15 protein-coding genes and 1 tRNA gene are annotated in these 17,568 nt (G+C 73.5%); 8 read left to right on the top strand and 8 right to left on the bottom strand.

The annotated features are described in order from the left end of the window. Window positions 1-97 precede the first annotated feature (97 nt). Complete coding sequence (locus GA0070213_RS15700) at window positions 98-1,438, bottom strand: ricin-type beta-trefoil lectin domain protein (RefSeq protein WP_091063699.1); 1,341 nt, start codon at window positions 1,436-1,438, stop codon at window positions 98-100. 304 nt (window positions 1,439-1,742) lie between these two features. Between GA0070213_RS15700 and GA0070213_RS15695 the strand changes: the two genes are divergently transcribed. Continuing rightward, window positions 1,743-3,896 carry a HelD family protein gene (locus tag GA0070213_RS15695; RefSeq protein WP_091063695.1) on the top strand — a complete coding sequence of 718 codons (2,154 nt, stop codon included), beginning with the start codon at window positions 1,743-1,745 and terminating at the stop codon, window positions 3,894-3,896. Here GA0070213_RS15695 and GA0070213_RS15690 read toward each other — a convergent pair. Next, the gene (locus GA0070213_RS15690; protein ID WP_091063688.1) at window positions 3,868-4,275 is read right to left on the bottom strand and encodes a Rho termination factor N-terminal domain-containing protein; all 408 of its coding nucleotides are present in this window, start codon (window positions 4,273-4,275) and stop codon (window positions 3,868-3,870) included. The two genes, GA0070213_RS15695 and GA0070213_RS15690, sit on opposite strands and share 29 nt — an antisense overlap. A gap of 13 nt (window positions 4,276-4,288) precedes the next feature. Then, the gene (locus GA0070213_RS15685; RefSeq protein WP_091063685.1) at window positions 4,289-5,191 is read right to left on the bottom strand and encodes a ParA family protein; all 903 of its coding nucleotides are present in this window, start codon (window positions 5,189-5,191) and stop codon (window positions 4,289-4,291) included. A 51-nt stretch (window positions 5,192-5,242) separates the two neighbouring features. Between GA0070213_RS15685 and GA0070213_RS15680 the strand changes: the two genes are divergently transcribed. Then, window positions 5,243-6,919, top strand: coding sequence for a Na+/H+ antiporter (locus GA0070213_RS15680; protein WP_091063682.1), 1,677 nt, complete (start codon window positions 5,243-5,245; stop codon window positions 6,917-6,919). 24 nt (window positions 6,920-6,943) lie between these two features. Here the strand turns inward: GA0070213_RS15680 and GA0070213_RS15675 are convergent, their stop codons facing one another. Beyond that, window positions 6,944-7,513 (bottom strand): TetR/AcrR family transcriptional regulator, encoded by a 570-nt coding sequence (locus GA0070213_RS15675; RefSeq protein ID WP_217628624.1) that lies wholly within the window; start codon window positions 7,511-7,513, stop codon window positions 6,944-6,946. A gap of 57 nt (window positions 7,514-7,570) precedes the next feature. Between GA0070213_RS15675 and GA0070213_RS15670 the strand changes: the two genes are divergently transcribed. Both GA0070213_RS15670 and GA0070213_RS15665 read left to right on the top strand, forming a co-directional pair. Beyond that, window positions 7,571-8,311: an SDR family oxidoreductase gene (locus GA0070213_RS15670; protein ID WP_091063675.1), complete on the top strand. Its 741-nt coding sequence runs from the start codon at window positions 7,571-7,573 to the stop codon at window positions 8,309-8,311. 24 nt (window positions 8,312-8,335) lie between these two features. Beyond that, window positions 8,336-8,773: a VOC family protein gene (locus GA0070213_RS15665; RefSeq protein ID WP_091063672.1), complete on the top strand. Its 438-nt coding sequence runs from the start codon at window positions 8,336-8,338 to the stop codon at window positions 8,771-8,773. Window positions 8,774-8,777: 4 nt separating this feature from the next. Here GA0070213_RS15665 and GA0070213_RS15660 read toward each other — a convergent pair whose 3' ends face one another. Then, window positions 8,778-10,433 carry a glycoside hydrolase family 44 protein gene (locus GA0070213_RS15660; RefSeq protein WP_091063668.1) on the bottom strand — a complete coding sequence of 552 codons (1,656 nt, stop codon included), beginning with the start codon at window positions 10,431-10,433 and terminating at the stop codon, window positions 8,778-8,780. Window positions 10,434-10,556: 123 nt separating this feature from the next. Here GA0070213_RS15660 and GA0070213_RS15655 point away from each other — a divergent pair, with 123 nt between their 5' ends. Continuing rightward, on the top strand, window positions 10,557-10,913 hold the full coding sequence (locus GA0070213_RS15655) for a VOC family protein (protein WP_091064423.1): 357 nt from the start codon (window positions 10,557-10,559) through the stop codon (window positions 10,911-10,913). Next, a complete protein-coding gene (locus tag GA0070213_RS15650; protein ID WP_091063665.1) occupies window positions 10,913-11,329 on the top strand; it encodes a hypothetical protein in 417 nt (138 codons plus the stop codon). Before GA0070213_RS15655 ends, GA0070213_RS15650 begins: the two co-directional genes overlap by 1 nt. Before the next feature lie 12 nt (window positions 11,330-11,341). On the opposite strand, the gene GA0070213_RS15645 is transcribed toward GA0070213_RS15650, so the two are convergent. The 3 genes from GA0070213_RS15645 to GA0070213_RS15635 form a co-directional block, all read right to left on the bottom strand. Further along, the gene (locus GA0070213_RS15645; RefSeq protein WP_091063661.1) at window positions 11,342-12,943 is read right to left on the bottom strand and encodes a DUF885 domain-containing protein; all 1,602 of its coding nucleotides are present in this window, start codon (window positions 12,941-12,943) and stop codon (window positions 11,342-11,344) included. 139 nt (window positions 12,944-13,082) lie between these two features. Then, a tRNA-Lys gene (locus GA0070213_RS15640) sits at window positions 13,083-13,158 on the bottom strand. Window positions 13,159-13,221: 63 nt separating this feature from the next. Further along, on the bottom strand, window positions 13,222-16,299 hold the full coding sequence (locus GA0070213_RS15635; RefSeq protein ID WP_091063658.1) for a VWD domain-containing protein: 3,078 nt from the start codon (window positions 16,297-16,299) through the stop codon (window positions 13,222-13,224). 88 nt (window positions 16,300-16,387) lie between these two features. Between GA0070213_RS15635 and GA0070213_RS15630 the strand changes: the two genes are divergently transcribed. Continuing rightward, window positions 16,388-17,005: a helix-turn-helix transcriptional regulator gene (locus tag GA0070213_RS15630; protein WP_091063653.1), complete on the top strand. Its 618-nt coding sequence runs from the start codon at window positions 16,388-16,390 to the stop codon at window positions 17,003-17,005. A 21-nt stretch (window positions 17,006-17,026) separates the two neighbouring features. Continuing rightward, a complete protein-coding gene (locus GA0070213_RS15625; RefSeq protein WP_091063649.1) occupies window positions 17,027-17,497 on the top strand; it encodes a DUF3291 domain-containing protein in 471 nt (156 codons plus the stop codon). Window positions 17,498-17,568: the final 71 nt, after the last annotated feature.

Below are 17,568 nucleotides of genomic sequence, written 5' to 3'. Positions count from 1 at the left end.
ACTCACTGTGCTGAACATCCGATCCGCCTCCCGAGCGCTTTGATTGATGATTGTCAATCTTAAGACATCACATGTTAACGTTCACACAACATAGCCGTCAACGACTCCACCGCTGGCCCGCCGAACCGGTGCAGTCCCGGATCTGGGTCCGCGTGCCGTTGGCCGTACCGTCACCGACCACGTCCAGGCACCGGCCCGAACCGACGCCGGTGATCGTGCCGTCGGCGTTGAACCGCCACTTCTGGTTGGACTGGCCGTTGCAGTCCCAGATGATCACCGAGCTGCCGTTCGCGGTCGCGGCGCCGTTGACGTCGAGGCACTTGCCGCCGAAGACGCGCAGCTCCTGCGCGGCGGTCGCGGTCCAGGACTGGTTGCTCTGGCCGTGACAGTCCCAGATGATCGCGGCGGCGCCGTTGGTCTGCGCGGCGCCGTTGACGTCCAGGCAGCGGCCGGAGGCGACGTTGCGCAGCGCCGAGGTGCCGCCCGGCGGCGGGGTGGTCGGGCCGGCCGTCGGCGTGGGCGTCGGGTCGGCGCCGTCGAACTGGGTGAAGAACCGCCACACCTCGGTCTTCGTCCAGGTCCGGGCGCCGCTGTCGCCACCGCCGTCCACCGGCCCCGGGGTGTGGCCGCCGTCGAACGCGGCCCAGACGACCGGATAGCCGGACCGGCAGCCGGAGTAGGCGGTGGTGACGTGCGTCAGGCTGCCCGCCCTCGGCTCGGGCGGGCTCTGCGCGGTGCACCCGTTGGCGCGTACGAACGTGTCCCGCAGCGACCGTCCGGCGGAGATGCCGAGCACCGGGTCGCCGATGCCGTGGATGCCCAGGTAGGCGATGGGCTGCGTGCCGCCGGAACACCCGCTGAGCTGACCACCGGAATAGACCGCGACGGCCCGGAAGACGTTGGCCCGAGCGCAGGCCAGGGCGTAGCTCATGCCGCCGCCGTAGCTGAAGCCGAGCGCGAACAGCTGCGTCGTGTCGACGCAGAGGTCCGCCTCGATCAACCGGATCATGTCGTCGACGAAGGTGGTGTCCTGGCCCCCCGGGTTGGCCCAGCCGTTGCCGTTGCCCTGGGGCGCGACGAAGATGGCGCTGTTGTTCGCCTGCTGCCGCAGGCCGTAGTAGGACCAGGCCTCCCGGTCCGCCCCGCCGGAGTCGACGTCACCCGCGGTGCCACCGTTCCAGTGGAATCCGAAGATCAGTCGGTAGCCGTGGTTGCGGTCGTAGTTGTCCGGGATCCGGAGGATGAAGCTGCGGTTCTGGCCGCCGCTCTGGATGGTCCGGGAACCGCTGGTCAACGTGGGCGCCTTGCCGCACCCCGCGGTCACCGCGGCGGCGGCGGGCGCGGCGCCGCCCACGGCGCCGGCCACCGTGGCCCCGGCCGCCACCACCAGGATCGCGGCGGCCGCGAGGGGCCCGAACAGAGTTCTGCGTCTTGCCATGATGCGGCTCCTTCACCAAACGGGGGTGACCGATTCGGGTACGGGGGTGGCACCATGCCGGCGGCGGGACACGGGCACGACGGACGCACGGCATGGTCGACTCGGATGCCCGGACTCGAACCGTCCGACGCCGACGCTGGAACGCCACAGCGACGAGTCGAATCGATTCGGGCCGACCCTAGGCGGGGCAGTGAAATATGTCAATGCCGTGTCCGGCGGGTGAGGTGCCCGCGTCGAACCGAGCCGGTACGGTGTCCCGACCGAGTCCCGCCGGCCGGACCGGGCCGGTGCGAGGGAGGGCCGCGTGGTGTCCAGGGAAGCCGACATCGCCGCCGAGCAGGCATACTTCGACGAAGCGGCGGAGCATCGCGACCGGCGCCGCGACACCCTCGCCCGGCTGCCGTCCGCCGCCGCCCACACCGCGGCCGCCGCCCACCTGCGCCGGTACGCCGACGCCGCCGGGCGGGCGCTCGGCGCGGCGGACGAGGCGGTGGCGTTCGGCCGGATCGACGACGAGGCGGGCGAGACCCGCTACATCGGACGGCACCTGATCCGGGACGCCGGCGGCGAGGTGCTGGTGGTCAACTGGCACGCCCCGGCCGCCGCCGGCTGGTTCGAGGCCAGCGCGGAGAACCCCGCCGGAGTCCGCCGCAAGCGCGCCTTCACCTGCACCGGCAACACCATCGACGACCTCACCGACACCATCCTCGCCGAGATCGCCGAGGCGGTGGACGCGCACCTGCTGGCCGAGCTGAGCCGCGGCCGCACCGGCACCATGCGGGACATCGTGGCCACCATCCAGGCCGCCCAGTTCGCGCTGATCCGCGCCCCGCGCGACCAGGTGCTGGTGATCGAGGGCGGTCCCGGCACCGGCAAGACCGCCGTGGCGCTGCACCGGGTGTCCTGGCTGCTGTTCCAGCACCGCGCCGACTGGTCGGCCGCGGACGTGCTGGTGGTCGGGCCGCACCCGACCTTCGTGCGCTACATCGGCCAGATCCTGCCCGCCCTCGGCGACGACGGGGTGGAGCTGCGCGACGTCGACCGGCTCGCCCCGGACGTGCCGCGCGGTCGCGTCGAGCCGGACGAGGTCGCCCGGATCAAGGGCGAGGCTCGGATGGCCGGCCTGCTGGCCCGTGCGCTGGACGCCCGGATCGGCGTCCCCGACCCGGCCGAGCGGCTGCTGGTCGGTGGCCGGTTCGTCACGCTGCCCGGCGCCGAGGTGGCCGAGGCGCTCGCCGCGGCGCGGGCCGCCGCCCTGCCGTACGCCGGCCGCCGCCGGCTGCTGCGCGACCGGCTCGCCGCCCTGGTGGCGACCCGCACCGGCACCGACCCGGGCCGGGCCGACGAGGTCGGCAACCTCGTCGAACGGCTCTGGCCGCAGCAGACCCCGACCGGTCTGCTGCGCGACCTGCTCGGCTCCACCGCGCGGCTGCGCGCCGCCGCCGGGGACGCGTTCACCCCGGCCGAGGTGGCGGCGCTGCACCGGCGCGGCGCGGACCGGCTGTCCCGGGAGACCTGGTCGGCGGCGGACCTGCCGCTGCTGGACGAGCTGGCGCATCTGGTCGACGGGCCGGGTCGGCAGTACGCGCACGTGGTGGTCGACGAGGCACAGGACCTGTCACCGATGCAGCTGCGCGCGGTCGCCCGGCGCAGCGCCACCGGGTCACTGACCGTGGTCGGCGACCTGGCCCAGTCGACCGGCCGGTGGGCGCGCGACTCGTGGGACGAGGTGCTCACCCACCTGCCGGCCGCGCACCCGGCGAAGATCACCCCGCTGCGGTACGGCTACCGCGTACCCCGGCAGCCCTACGCCACGGCGGCGGCGTTGCTGCCGGTGGCCGCGCCGGGGGTGACGCCGGTGGAGGTGGTCCGGGACGGGCCGGCGGACACCGGCGTGCACCGGGTCGGCCTGTCCGAACTGGCCGCCCGGGCGGTCGCGGTGGCACGGGAGCACGCCGAGGCCGGCCGGTTCGTCGGCATCGTCTGCCCGCCGCGGCAACGACGCCCGGTCGAGGCGGCGTTGGCGTCGAACGGCATCGCCTGGAGCAGCGCCGACCGGGGTGAGCTGGGCGGGTCGGTCAACCTGATCAGCCCGCAGGAGGCCAAGGGCCTGGAATTCGACGCGGTGGTGGTGGTCGAGCCGGTGGAGATCGTGGCCAGCGACGAACGTGGTCACCGCCTGCTCTACGTGGCGCTGACCCGCACCACCGGGCACCTCGACATCGTCTGCACCGGCGACCCGGTGCCGCTGGACGCGCCGGTCCTACCCCGCCCGCGGGTGGACGGCGAGACCGACGCGCCGTTCACCCGACGGGACGCGCACCGGCTGGCCGCGCACCTGGCCGGCCAGCTGCGCGGCGCCGCGCCACCGGCGTCCTGGGCCGACGTGCTCGCCGAGGTGCGGGCGACCCTGCTGCCGGCCGGCGCGGTCAGTCCCGAGCGGCCGGCGGACGGCTGACCGCTGCCGAGTCCAGCCGCCGGCCCACCGTCCACTGCACGATGTCGTGCTCGATGTCGGCCTTCCTGGCCTTGCCGGGCACCGTGATGCCCAGCTCCTTGGCCAGCGCCCGCAGCTTCGCCACGGTGAGCTTCAGGTCGGCGAGATAGCGTGCGCCGGCCGCGCGGTCACCGATCGCGGCGAGGTCGGCGCGGACCCGGTCGGTGTCGACGCCGGCCGAGGCCGGGGCGGCCTTCCGGGCGGCGGGCCGGGTCTTGTCGACCACGGCCAACTTCGCGGTGCCGTCGGCCAGCGCGGCGAGCTGATCGGCGGGCAGCGCGCGGACGAACTCCGCCACCCGCAGCAGGACGGCGTGGGCCAGGTCGGCGGGATCGGACACCGGGTTCTCCTCACTACAGGCGGGTACGGGCCAGGAACTCGCTGGCCAGCTGCCGCAGCTCGTGCTGCACCGTCTCGTTGGCGTTCGGCACCAGCACGGCGGGCAGCCGCCGCTCACCGGCCGTGCCGAACAGGGTCTTGTTCTCCCGGACGGTCTGGCGGAACACCGGGACCTCCAGGCTGTCGGTGAACTTCATGTAGTTGCGGGACGCGTTGATCGGCCCGCCCGCGGCGTACTGGATCATAGTGAACACCACGCCCAGGTACTGCGGGTCGATGGTCGGTCCGGGCGCGGCCACCCGGTTGAAGTCGCGGACCAGCTCGGAGACCTTGCTGCGCAGGTAGTCGATGCCGAGCGTGGACAGGTAGTCCGGCCGGGCCGGGGTCAGGATGTGCTCGCTGGCCACGATGCCGGTCCGGGTGACCATGGTGAAGTTCGGCGCGCAGTCGATCAGGACGTCGTCGTACCCGGCGAACTCCTCGGCCGCGAGCGCGTCGGCCAACGCCCGGTGCAACGGCAGGAAGTGCGGGCTGCCGTGCTGGAAGCGCGACCCGCCGAGCGCCGCGGCGATGTCCAGGTCCACGTCGACCAGGCCCAGGTGGGAGGCGACGAGGTCGAGTCGGCCGCCCTCCGGCAGCAGCGCGTTGGCCGGTTCCGGCGTGAGCACGTACGGGTGCAGTGGGCCGGTGGGCTCGTCGGACAGCACCGACCCGTACCACTGCAGGATGGTCTTCTCGTACGCGAGGTCCTTCTCCCACTCGTCCGCCGGGTAGAACGAGAAGGTGAGGCTGGCCTGCGGATCGAGGTCGATCAGGAGGACCCGGCGGCCACGCGCGGCGAGCTCGGCGCCGAGGTTCGCGGTGACAGTGGTCTTGCCGACCCCACCCTTGTAGTTGATCACCGAGGTGATGCTCATGCCGCTCCCCGCATCGCATGATGATCGCAGGCATGGGTAGGGTCGGTCGAGGTGAGCCTCCACTCGACGTTGTTGTTCGTGCTCGCCGCCGTCGCGGTGATCGTCGCCGTGCGCTGGGTGGCCGCCCGCACCGGGCTGCCCGCGGCCGCGCTCCTGCCGCTCATCGGCATCGCGTACGCGTTGCTCCCCGGCCCCAACGTCGGCCTCGACCCCGACCTGGTCCTCATGGTCGTGCTGCCGCCGCTGCTCTACAGCGCGGCGCTCGACTCCTCGCTGTTGGACCTGCGCCGCAACCTGCGCATCGTGGTCAGCCTGTCGGTGGTGCTGGTGCTCCTCACCGGGCTGGTCGTCGGCCTCGGCTTCCACCTCTTCGTCGCCGGGGCGACCCTGGCCGCCGGCATCGCGGTCGGCGCCGCCGTCGCCCCGCCCGACCCGGTGGCCGCCCTGGCGGTGGGTCGCCGGGTCAACCTGCCGCCGAAGATGGTCACGATCATCCAGGGCGAGGGGCTGCTGAACGACGCCACCGCACTGACCATGCTCAGCGTCGCGGTGGCCGCCGCCGTCGGTGGTCAGTTCTCGTTCCCCTCCGCCGTCGGACAGTTCGTGATCGCGGCGGCCGGCGGCGTCGCGGTGGGCGCGGCCGTCGCCTGGGCGAAGCGGCTGGCCCGGCCGCTCACCGCGGACCCGTTGATGTCCAACGCCATCTCGCTGGCGACGCCGTTCGTGGCCTACCTGCTCGGTGAGGAGCTGGGCGTCTCCGGCGTGCTCGCCGTGGTGGTCGCCGGGCTGATCGTCGGCCACCAGACGCCCCAGTTCGGCTCCGGAGCCGCCCGGTTGCAGACCAACGCGGTGTGGCGGCTGGTCGACTTCCTCCTCGAAGGCTTCGTCTTCCTGCTGATCGGCCAGCAGCTTCCCGAGGTCGTCAAGAACCTGCGGGAGTACGACACGTCGACGATCGTCACCGCCGTCGCGGTCTCCGTCGGCGTGGTGCTGCTCCTGCGCCCCGCCTGGCTGATCCTGACCCAGTCGCTCCCCCGGTCGCTGCACACCCGGCTCGGCGGCGTCAACGAGCCGGACGACGCCGACGAGCCGGGAAGTGCCCGGCACGCCGCGCGCGCCGACCGCAACGCCGACCGGCTGACCTCCCGCGAGGTGGCGGCGCTGAGCTGGTCCGGCACCCGGGGCGTGATCAGCCTGGCCGCGATCTTCACGCTGCCGTTGACCACCGACAGCGGCGCGCCCTTCCCCGACCGCGACCTGCTGCTGTTCTGCACCTTCGTGGTCGTCCTGGTCACGCTGGTCGGGCAGGGCCTGACGTTCGCGCCGCTGGTGCGGCGACTCGGCCTGCGCGCCGACGAGGCCGACCAGGCCCGGGTACGCAACGAGGCCCGCTCGGCGGCGGTGGAGGCCGCCCTGGCCCGCCTCGACGAGGTCGCGGCCGAGGAGCCGGACAGCGCGGTGGCGGTCGACACCACCCGTACCCAGTTGCTGACCCGGCTGGCCCGCTACCGGGGGCGGCTCGACCTGATCCAGCAGAGCGGGTCGTCCGAGCGGCCCACCTCACCCGAGTACGAGACGGCGCTGCGGGTGCGCCGGGCGGCCATCGACGCGCAGCGCGAGGAGATGGTGCGCTGGCGTGACGCCGGCCGGCTGCCCGACGAGGAGCTGCGCGTCCTGGAGCGCGAACTCGACCACGAGGAGCTGCTGCTCCCGAAGCGGTCGAGCTGACCCGCCCGGCCCGGGGCCGGGCCCTCAGGGGCGGGACGCCCGAAGCCCGTCGATCAGGATGGCGAGCAACCTCGGGCCGCGGGCGTCCAGTTCGGCGTCGTCCAGACGGGACAGCCAGCTGATCAGCACGATGACGTCGCGAACCTCCGCGTCGGCCCGGATGGTGCCGGCCGCGCGACCGGCGGCCAGCAGCAGCTCGACCGCCTCACCGATCGGGCCGAGGCTGTGCGCGGCCAGGTCCCTCCAGGTGGCCGCCTCCACGGCGGCGAACACGTCGCGCTTCACCCGGGCGTACGCGGCCACCCGGTCGAACCAGGCGGCGAGCGCGTCCGCCGGCTGGTGCCGGGCCAACAGTCGCGGGGCCGCGGCGACCAGGTCGTCGACCTCCTGGCGGTAGACCTCGACCAGCAGGTCCTCGCGGGTCGGGAAGTGCCGGTAGAGCGTCCCCTGCCCGATCCCGCACGCCTTGGCGACCGCGTTGAGCTTCAGCTCGCCCGGCTCGCGGACCAGAACGCGGGCCGCGGTCAGGATCCGCTCCCGGTTGAGCTGGGCGTCGGCCCGTCGTGGGGTGCCGCTGGGAGCAGAAGCGGACACGTGTCCGCTAGGCTGGTCTGAACAACCGGACATGTGTCCAGTCTAGGGGAGGCCACCATGACCATCCACGGCAAGATCGTCGCCGTCACGGGCGCCAGCAGTGGCATCGGCGAGGCGACCGCCCGGCACCTCGCCGCACACGGAGCGACAGTCGTCCTCGGCGCCCGCCGCACCGACCGGCTGGAGCGGGTGGTCGACGGGATCACGGCCGCCGGCGGCACCGCGACCGCCGTCCGCGTCGACGTCACCGACCCCGCCGACCTCACCGCGCTCGTCGACACCGCCGTCGAGCGGTACGGCCGGCTGGACGTCCTGGTGGGCAACGCCGGAATCGCCAGGCTGGGCCCCGTCGGCGACCTCGACGTGGCGGGCTGGTCGGAGATGATCGAGGTGAACCTCAGGGGCGTCCTGCACGGCATCGCCGCGGCGCTGCCGGCGTTCCGCCGCCAGGGCAGCGGCCACCTGGTCACCGTCGTGTCCACCTCGGGGCTGAAGATCACCCCCAGCCAGGCGGTGTACGCCGGCACGAAAAACGCGGTCCGCACCCTGCTGGAGGCGCTGCGGCAGGAGAACACCGACGGTGTCCTGCGCACCACGTCGATCTCCCCCGGCTACGTGCGTACCGAGCTGATCGACAGCGCCGTGGACGACCCGGCCGCGCGCGACCAGGCGCGGCAGCACATGGCCGACCTCGGCATCGACCCGGCGGCGGTCGCCCGGGCGATAGCGTTCGCGATCGACCAGCCCGACGACGTCGAGATCGGCGACCTGACCATCCGGCCCACCCGGCAGGGCTGACGGTTCGGCGCCTATGGTCGGCCGATGTCCGAACGCTGGTCGTTGACCGTCGACTGTGCCCGCCCGCGCGAGCTGGCGGCGTTCTGGTGCCTCGCGCTGGGCTACGTCCCGGGCACCCCGCCGGAGGGCTTCGCCACCTGGGAGGCGTGGCTGGTCCACTTCCAGGTGCCCGAGGACGAGTGGGACGACGGCGCGCACATCGAGGATCCGAACGGCGTACGACCCGGCATCTCGTTCCTGAAGGTGCCGGAGTCGAAGGTGGTCAAGAACCGGATGCACCTCGACATCCACGTGGGCGGCGGCCGGCAGGAGCCGTTCGAGACGCGCTGGCCCCGGATCCAGGCGGCGGTCGACAAGCTGGTGGCGGCCGGCGGGACCGTGCTGCGGGTCGACGAGATGGACGGTACGCCGGACCACGTGACGATGGCCGACCCGGAGGGCAACGAGTTCGACGTCCTCTGACCGCTCAGTGTCGGCGCTGCGGCAGGACGAGCAGCGTCACGGAGTTCGCCGGGTACGTCGCGCTGACGCCGCCACGGACCACCCGCAGATCCGTGCCCCGGACGATCGAGGTGAGATCGGCCGGGCCGTAGGTGAACCGCTGCGCCTTACCGCCGCCGTGCAGCCCGGTGAGCGCCAGCCGCGACGTCAGGTCCTCGCCGGTCTTGTTGACCACCATGACGGTGAGCGCCCTGTCGGACGAGCGTTGCGCGGCGTAGACGGCGAGCTTCCCCTGGTCGCTGCTGACCGCCGACACGCTCACGTCCCCGAACCGGCTCCGGGCGCCGTCGTAGTTCCGGTACATCCGGAACGCGTACGCCCCGGGGTCGGTCGGTTTCGGTTCACCCCAGATGGTGGCCAGGTCCAGGCCCTCGCGGCCGAAGATGCCGAGCACGTCGGCCTGCGCGAGCGCGCCGTTGATGTCGTCCAACGCGCCCCAGTTGTATTCGGTGACGGCGACCTTCGTGCCGGGGTAGTACTGCGCGACCCACGCCTTCATCTGGCGGATGAACTGCAACGGCGGCGCGTTCACCCCGCCCGCGCCGATCCACGACTCGTCCTGGTAGTTCGGATCCCACAACGACCGGGTGGAGCGCAGCCGCAGCGCGTTGGCGTCCGGGTCCTTGCCGCCGCTGATCTGCGGATAGTAGTGCTGGTCGAAGTAGTCGAGGAAGCGCTTCCCACCGTGGGCGTCGCTGAAGTCCTTCATGTTCTTCAGGTACCACTGGGACAGGTTGAGCCCGCCGTGCGCCGCCGCGTCCGCACCCGGCGCGCATCCGTCGACGCCGGATGCCACCCACTCGCAGTAGCCCCAGCCGGACGGGCCGAGCACCTTCGCGCGCGGGTCGGCCGCCTTGATCGCCGCGGCGGTGGCCGTACCCTTGCCGCCCAGCTCGTCGTAGCTCACCGGATCGGGGTGCACGTCGCGGTGGGTGGAGTTCCACAACACCGGCTCGTTGTCGAGCTCGTAGATCGGCACGCCGCCACGGGACGCCGGGCCGAACTGGTCGACGAGATGGGACACCATCTCGCCGGCGAACGACGCGTCGGCCGGGATCGAGGTGTCCGAGGGGACCGCCCCGGTCAGGTTCGCGTCGGCGTGCCGGCCGTTGCCGCAGTTGGGGTCCCACTGGTCGAACGAGTCCTGCTCCGGAAAACGGGTGGCCGGGAAACCACAGGCGAACGGGTGTGACGAGGGCGAGTCCTTCGCCACCCATCCGATCAACGGCACGGTGACCACCTGCCTGGTCCCGTGGTCCCGGTTGCGCTGGACGAACGCCTCGAGCGTGTTGTCCGGCCCGGCCACGATGTTCTCGAAGTACCAGTCGCTGCCGGTGTTGTAGGTGTGGTTCTTGAAGTTGTAGCGGCTGCTCGAGTTACCGCCCCAGCGGGCCACCGGCGTACCGAGTTCGGCCACCAGGGCCGGGTCGCCGCCGTTCATGCCGTAGATGTCGGGGCTGATCGGGTGCCGGGCCGCGGACACGTTCACGGCCAGGGTCAGCCCGTCGGCGGCCACTGCCGGAGCGGCGACCGCCTGGGTGGTCGACAGCCCCGCCACGAGACAGCCGACCGCCCCGAGCACCGTGGTCGGACGTGGCTTGCGCCGCCTTTGCACACCCATCAGGGACTCCCGCCGCCGATCAGCCCAGGACGGACCGAACCCGCATACATATTACTGACCGTCTATATCAAGTCAATCCATCGACGTTCTGCTATGTCGACCGCCTTCTGCCAGGATCGGCGGATGGCGAACGTCTGGTCCGGTGTCACCATCGACTGTCTCGATCCGGTACGGGTCGCCCGGTTCTGGAGCGCCCTGCTCGGTCGCGAACCCGGCTCGTCCGAGGAGGGCTGGGTCTACCTCGGCGAACGCGGTGACGCCCAGCCCCGCCTGGTGTTCCAGCCGGTCGCCGAGCCCCGGGCCGGGAAGGTCCGGATCCACCTCGACGTCACGGTCGACGACCTCGACGAGGCGATGTCGACCGTCGCGCGCCTGGGTGGCACGTTCACCGGGGAGCGGCACGACTACGACGAGGGGGTGGTCGTGGTGATGGCCGACCCGGAGGGCCACGAGTTCTGCCTCGTGGAATACCGCGGCTGATGGCGGAAGACCACACCACGCCCACGCCGGTGGCCGAGGAGCCGACGAATGCCCACACCCGACGCGCCTACCAGGTTCTCACCCTCTGCTACGCGGCGATCTGCTCCCTGCCGGCCATCCTGGCGGCGCTGGTGAACGCGTCGAAGTCCGGCACCACCCCCGGCTTCCTGCGATCGGACACCACGGGCCGTCTGGAGGGCTGCGCGGGTCACTTCGGATGTCCCACCCCACCGGCGGACATCGGCGTCGTCCTCCTGGAGACGGGCCTGATCCTGGCCCCGAGCCTGCTGGTGGCGGTGCCGCTGTGCCGCTACCTCGCTCGCGCGTGGCAGGAGCCGACCCTGGCCGGAATCGTCGCGGCCGTCCTCGGCTGGACCGCCCTCTGCCTGGGCGGCTGGGCATACCTGAGCCTCTGATTCACCAGCCCCTCAGGCGGCCAACGCCACGGCCAACTGTCCGAGCCCTCGCGAGCCGACCGCCAGCGCCCGACGGTGGAAGGCCCGCCGGTCGCCACGGAAGGAGGACCGGCCCGCCAACCACACCCGCTCGCCGACCTTGTACGTCAGCGCCTGCCCGGGCCGGCCCAGATAACGCGCGAGTTCACCCGACGCGTACGGACCCTGGTGGCAGCGGTCCCGCAGCAGTCGGAGCGCGGTGTCCGGCGTCCACCGCTCGCCGCCGCCGGACGGCACCGGCAGCCGCAGGTGCAGACCCACGTCGAGCACCACCCGGGCCGCCCGCAGCAGTTGCATCAGGAGGTGCCCGAGGCGTGCGCCCGGCCGTTCGTAGTAGCCGATCTCGTCCATGAACCGCTCGGCGTAGAGCGCCCAGCCCTCCCGACAGCCGGAGAGCCCGCCGAGCAGGTTCAGCTCCGGCCCGAGCCCGCCCTGGCAGGCCTCGTGGCCCATCTGGAGGTGATGGCCGGGGACCCCCTCGTGGTAGGCGGTGCTGTAGGCGAACCAGGTGGGAAACGTCTGCTGGCCCTCGGGGAGGAACCACCAGACCCGGCCGGGACGGGACAGGTCACGCGACGGCCCGGTGTAGGAAGTGCCGGCCGACCCGGTCACCCGGGACTCGATGCGCCGGAGCGGTGCGGGGATGTCGAAGTGCACGCCGTGCAGCTGCTCGGTGGTGGCCTGCAACAGCTCCTGCAGCCAGTCGCCGAACGCGGCCCGGCTGGGCAGCGTGCCCGGCGCATCGGGCCGGTCGAGTCGCTCGATCACCTCGGGCACGCTCCCGCCGAGGGCCTTCGCCTCGGCGACCAGCTCCGCCTCGATCGCGGCGAACTCGTCCCACCCCCAGTCGTGCAGCTCGCGTGGATCCGGCTCGTCCGCGAGGAAGGTCCGCACCCAGCGGGCGTACCGCTCCGGCCCGAACGCCTCGTCGCCGCGCGCCCGCGGCCCCAGGTCCGCGGCCAAGGTCGCGCCCAGTTTCCGGTACGCGTCCCGCGCGCCCTGCGCCGCCGCCCGCAACGACGCCCGCTGGGGGCCGTCGCCATACCGCTCCACCAGGGCGATGTCCTCGTCCGCCCAGGCGCGGCAGCGCTGGGTCACGAGTTCCACCTGACGTCGGCTCGGCAGGTGGCCACGCTCGGCGGCGAGCAGGAGGCTGCGGGCGTACCCCTCCAGGGTCGTCGGGATCGCGGCGAGACGCCCGGCCACCCGCGCCCAGCCGTCCTCGTAGGCCGCGCCCTCGACGCCCCGGCCGGGTACCCCGGCCTCGACGGCCTGGCGGATGAGCGCGAGCGGTCCGGTGGCCGCCGCATGCAGCTCGCGCAGATCCTCGCCGGCCTCGTGGAAGGCGATGCGGGCACGAAGCCGCTCGGTGAGATGGATGTGCAACGGACCCTGCCCGGGCAGGGTCTCCAGTTCGCCCAGGGCAGAGGCGGCGAGGTCGGCGCGGGCCTGGTGGCCGTCGGGACCGTAGTCGGTGAGCCCGTCGACGTCCTGCTCGCCGCCCTCGACCACTGCCGCACACGGGTCGAGGCGGGCCAGGTCGCGCAGGAGCCGACCAGCGAACTCCTCGATCATGAAAGGGATGCTACGCCCGGGCCGTCGACCCGCGGAGGCCCCGACGGCCCCCGACAGGCGGCTCGGCGTCGCAAGGACCACCAGGGCGTAAGCGAAAGGCCCCTCGCCGGTGGAGGCACCGGGTCAGGGCCTTGCTCGTTGGTGCGCCGCCAGGGACTCGAACCCCGAACCCGCGGATTAAGAGTCCGCTGCTCTGCCAGTTGAGCTAGCGGCGCTCACCGACAACGGGACGGAACGTTAGCAGCCCCCGCGCCGGCCTCCGCACCCAGGGGGCGACCTCACCGCAGGGCCAGCGTGACCCGCCCGGTCGCCGCCCCCGACGGGTCGACCAGCAGCGTGTACGACCCGGCCGCCGGCAGCGTGGTCGCGGTGATCCCGCCGGCGCCGTTGATCACGCAGCCGGTGGTGAGCGTGCTGCCGTCCGGCGCGCGCAGCACCAGCGCGCCGCACTGGTCGGGCAGCGTCGCGGCGGTGGCGGTCACCGTCACCGACGTGCCGGCGGTGGCGGTGAACCGGTAGCCGGTCACCGCGCCGGGCCGGTCGACGTCCGCGACGACCGGCGGCCCGCCGACGGTGATCGTCGCGTCCCGGTCGCGGCTCGTGACCAGGCGCAGCGTCGCCGTGCCGGTGCCGCGCTCGACCGGGTCGACAAGCACGGTGTACGTCCCGTCGGCGGGCAGGAGCGTGCCGTCGACCTCGCCGACGCCGTTCACCACGCAGCCGCTGCGCAGCAGTTGCCCGGCCGGATCCCGCAACTCCAGCGGGGAGCACTGGTCGGGCAGCGTGCTGTCGGGCACCTCGACGTAGGCCCGCTCCCCGGCCCGGCCGGTGAACCGGTAGCGCGCCCGGGCGCCGGGTTGCGCGATCGACGCGGTCACGGTCGGGCCGTCGGGTTGCAGGGTGCCGCCGCTGTCCCGGGCGGCGTAGACCCGGACGGCGGCGCGGCCGGTGTCGCCGGGGGCGGCGGCGACCCGCAGCGCGTACCGGCCGGTGGCGGTGAGGTCGACGCGGTCGACGTAGCCGATGCCGTTGATGTTGCAGCCGCCGGCGATCTCCCGCCCGTCCGGGTCGACGAGCTGGTAGGGCGAGCAGCGGTCGGCGATGCCGGGGGCGGTGACGTCGACGAAGACGGCGTCGCCGGCGCGGCCGGGGAACGTCAGCGGCTCGCCGCCGGGGGTGAGGCTGGCGGTGGCGACCGGCACGGCGGTGATCGGCGCGCCGGTGGGCGGGGCGACCTGTTCGGTGGTGGCCCCGGCGACGGCGAACTCGGGCCGCCCGCTGACCGCGACGTCGAAGACGCACTCGGCGAGCGGGCCGGGGGCGGTGACGCCGGCCCACCGGCAGATCTGCTCGGCGGCGGCGCGCCGGGCCGGGTCGAGGCCGCCGGCGGTCACCTCCCGCTCGGGGAAGCCGCGGTCGGTGAACGTGCCGGTGTCCTCCCCGTCGTCGTAGTGCAGCAGCGAGCGGTCCGCGGGAATCCGCCAGCTGTCCGCGTACGCCGGGTAGAGCGCCGCGAACGGCACGGGCTGGGTGAGGGCCGGCCCGGCGGCGGGGGCGATGTCGTCGCCGGGGTCGCCGTCGAAGTCGCCGAGCAGGCCGCGTACCTTTCCGGCCCGGTCGTCGGCGAGCCGGACCAGCACCCGGTAGCCGTAGCGGCCGATCTGGTCGACCGCCGCCGCGGAGCCGTCCGGCCACGTCACGTCGTACCCGTCGGTCGCTCCGGTGTCGGAGGGACGGCGGGTGAGGGTGCCGCCGCCGGCCAGGTCGGTGCGCTCCGGCGGCGCGGCCAGCGGCGCACCGTCGACGTGCACCCGGGTGGCGCCGCCGGTGAGGGTGAGCGCGACGCGGTGGGCGCCGATCCGGAACGCGACCGCCGAGTTGACCGAGGCGGTACGGGTGCCGGCCATCGGCGCCTGGCGGACCTGCACCTCCAGCGGGTCGCCGCCGGTGGCGGTGACGAGCGTGAACTCGCCGACGGCCTGGAAGTCGTAGGAGACCCGGTCGAAGGTGACCAGGTGCGGGTCGCCGTTGCTGCCGCCGCAGTCGGCGCCGTTCTCGCAGAGTTTCACCGGCCCCTTGGGCGGGGGCGTCTTCTTCGCCGGTTTCTTGCACTCGTCGAGGCTCTTCGGCAGCGGATGTTCCTTGTACTGGGTGCGCGGCGGCAGGCCCTTCGCGGCCCGGTAGCGGTTCTCCGCGAGCGTCGCCTTCACCTCCGCGGTGGGGATCCCGGTGCTCCCGCACTGGCCGGGCGGGACCGCGCCGCGGGAGATGTCGTCGGCGTGGTTCAGCTCGTGGTAGAGCGCGGCGCAGGGGTCCCGGGCCACCCCGTCGTCGTACGGGTCGGTGGAGGTCGGGTTCCAGGTGACCGAGGACGAGCCCTTGCCGTCGGCGCTCTCCGGCGTCTCGAACGCGCCCGACCCGCCCGGGGTGGGGACGATCCGCACCTTCGGCGTCTTCTTGTCCTTCAGCCGGGGCAGCAGGCCGGCCGGGTCGCCGCCGGGCTCGGCGAACCCCTTGAGGCAGCCGTCGACGGCGGCCTGGAAGTCGACGCCGCTGACCGGCACGCCCCCGGTCGGGTCGATCGAGTAGTCCGCCCGGGCCGGCCGGGAACCGCCACCGACCAGCGCGCCCACCGCCACCAGCAGCAGGGCCACGGCGGCGGCGGTCGGCCGTCGGCGGCGGGCCCGCAGCACGACCACGAGCACGGCCAGCAGCGCCAGCAGCACCAGCGCCCCGGCGACCGGCCAGAGCCAGCGGCGGGCGGCCGTGCCGCCGTCGCCGACCGTGAACGTGGTGGTCCGCAGCGCCGTCGCGCCCGGGCAGAGGTTCGTCGCGCCGGTGACCGGCAGCGTCACGTAGCCGGCGGTGACCTCGTACCGGCCGGGGGCGCCGACCGGCCAGAGCGAGTCCAGGCCGCCACCGTCCGGCGTGGCGGCCACCGAGCGGAACACCACGTCGCCGGGGGCGTCCCCGTCGTGCAGCCGGATGCCGGTCAGCTTCACGGTCGCGGTCGCGCCGGGTTCGACCGTGGTCAGGCCGGCGCCGGCCGCGGCGGCGATGCCGTCGTCGTGGAAGCTGCGGGCCAGCGACGGCGCGAGGTCGCGCCCGTCCCGGCGTACCCCGGTGATCTGGGCGGTGCCGACGGCGGTGGTGGGCAGCGCGCACGCCGACCCGGTGGAGTTCGTGACGGTGAGGTCCAGGCGGACCTGGTCGCCGGCGCGGTAGTCCGCCTGCCCGGGCCGCAGCGCCAGGCCGAGACCGTCGTCGGCGGGTGCCGCGGCGGCGCTCGCCGCCCCGGCCGCCAGAGCCGTCACGAGTACGGCGAGCCCGGTCGCGGATCGCACGGTCCACCTCATGGTGGGGACTGTAGGGGCGCGGCGCCGCGATTCCCCGTGCTCTGTCGGGGACCGGTCGCCCGAGCGCCCCGGCGGGTAGCGTCGGGGCATGTCGTTGGAGGCCATCGCCGCGTTGCGGGAGCCGGTGCGCCGGACGGTCTACGAGTACGTCGCCGCGCGGGCCGAGCCGGTGAGCCGCAACGAGGTGGCCGAGGGGGTCGGCATCGGCCGCACCCTGGCGGCGTTCCACCTGGACAAGCTGACCGACGCGGGGTTGCTGGAGGCGACCAACGCGCCGCGCGCCGGCGGGCCGGGGGCGGGACGGCCGGCCAAGCTGTACCGCCGGTCGGCGGCCGAGCACACGGTGACGGTGCCGCCGCGCGACTACCGGCTGCTGGCCGGGGTGCTGGCGAGCGCGATCGAGCGGGTGGGCGCGGAGCCGGCGGCGTACGCGGCGGCCGCCGCGCAGGGGGCGAAGCTGGCCGGCGGGGACACGCTGGGCCGGTTGGCGGCGCTGGGCTACGAGCCGTACGAGGACGCGGACCGGACGGTCCGGTTGCGCAACTGCCCGTTCGACGCGGTGGCGCACTCGCACCCCGGGCTGGTCTGCGGGTTGAACCTGGCGATGCTCGAGGCGGTGGTCGGCGACGGCGGCCAGGTGGTGCGCCTCGATCCTGGTCCGACCGGCTGCTGCGTGGCGATCCACTCTAAAAACAATGAGCGTTGACATAGACGGTAGTCTGGCTCCATGGCCGACAGTCACCTCGCGCAGCTGAACATCGCCCGGCTGCGCGCCCCGATCGACAGCCCCGTGCTGGCCGACTTCGTCGCCCGGCTGCCCGAGATCCACGACCTCGCCGAACGCTCCCCCGGCTACGTCTGGCGACTCCAGGACGACTCCGGCGACGCCACCGCGTTCCGGCCCTTCGAGCCGGACGTCATCGTGAACCTGACCGTCTGGGAGTCGATCGAGTCGTTGCGCGCCTTCGTCTACCGGACCGCGCACCTGGAGCCGATGCGGCGACGGCGGGAGTGGTTCGTCCCGCTCGACGCCGAGCACCTGGTGCTCTGGTGGATCCCGGCCGGCACGCTGCCGTCCATCGAGGAGGCAGCCACGCGGTTGGAGGCGTTGCGGCGCAACGGGCCGTCGGCGGAGGCGTTCACGCTGCGCGAGCCGTTCCCCGCTTCAATTGACGATCGTCGAAGTCAGACGGCATAATCGCACCGGAGCCGGGCTGGCCTCGGGTCGAACCGTGGCCACCGACAGGACATCGCTGCCAGCGCCACGCC

It is taken from the genome of Micromonospora humi (assembly GCF_900090105.1).
Taxonomy (GTDB): Bacteria; Actinomycetota; Actinomycetes; order Mycobacteriales; family Micromonosporaceae; genus Micromonospora; species Micromonospora humi.
Note: the sequence above shows the minus strand (reverse complement) of the source record. Positions and strands in the feature narration are given on the sequence as shown.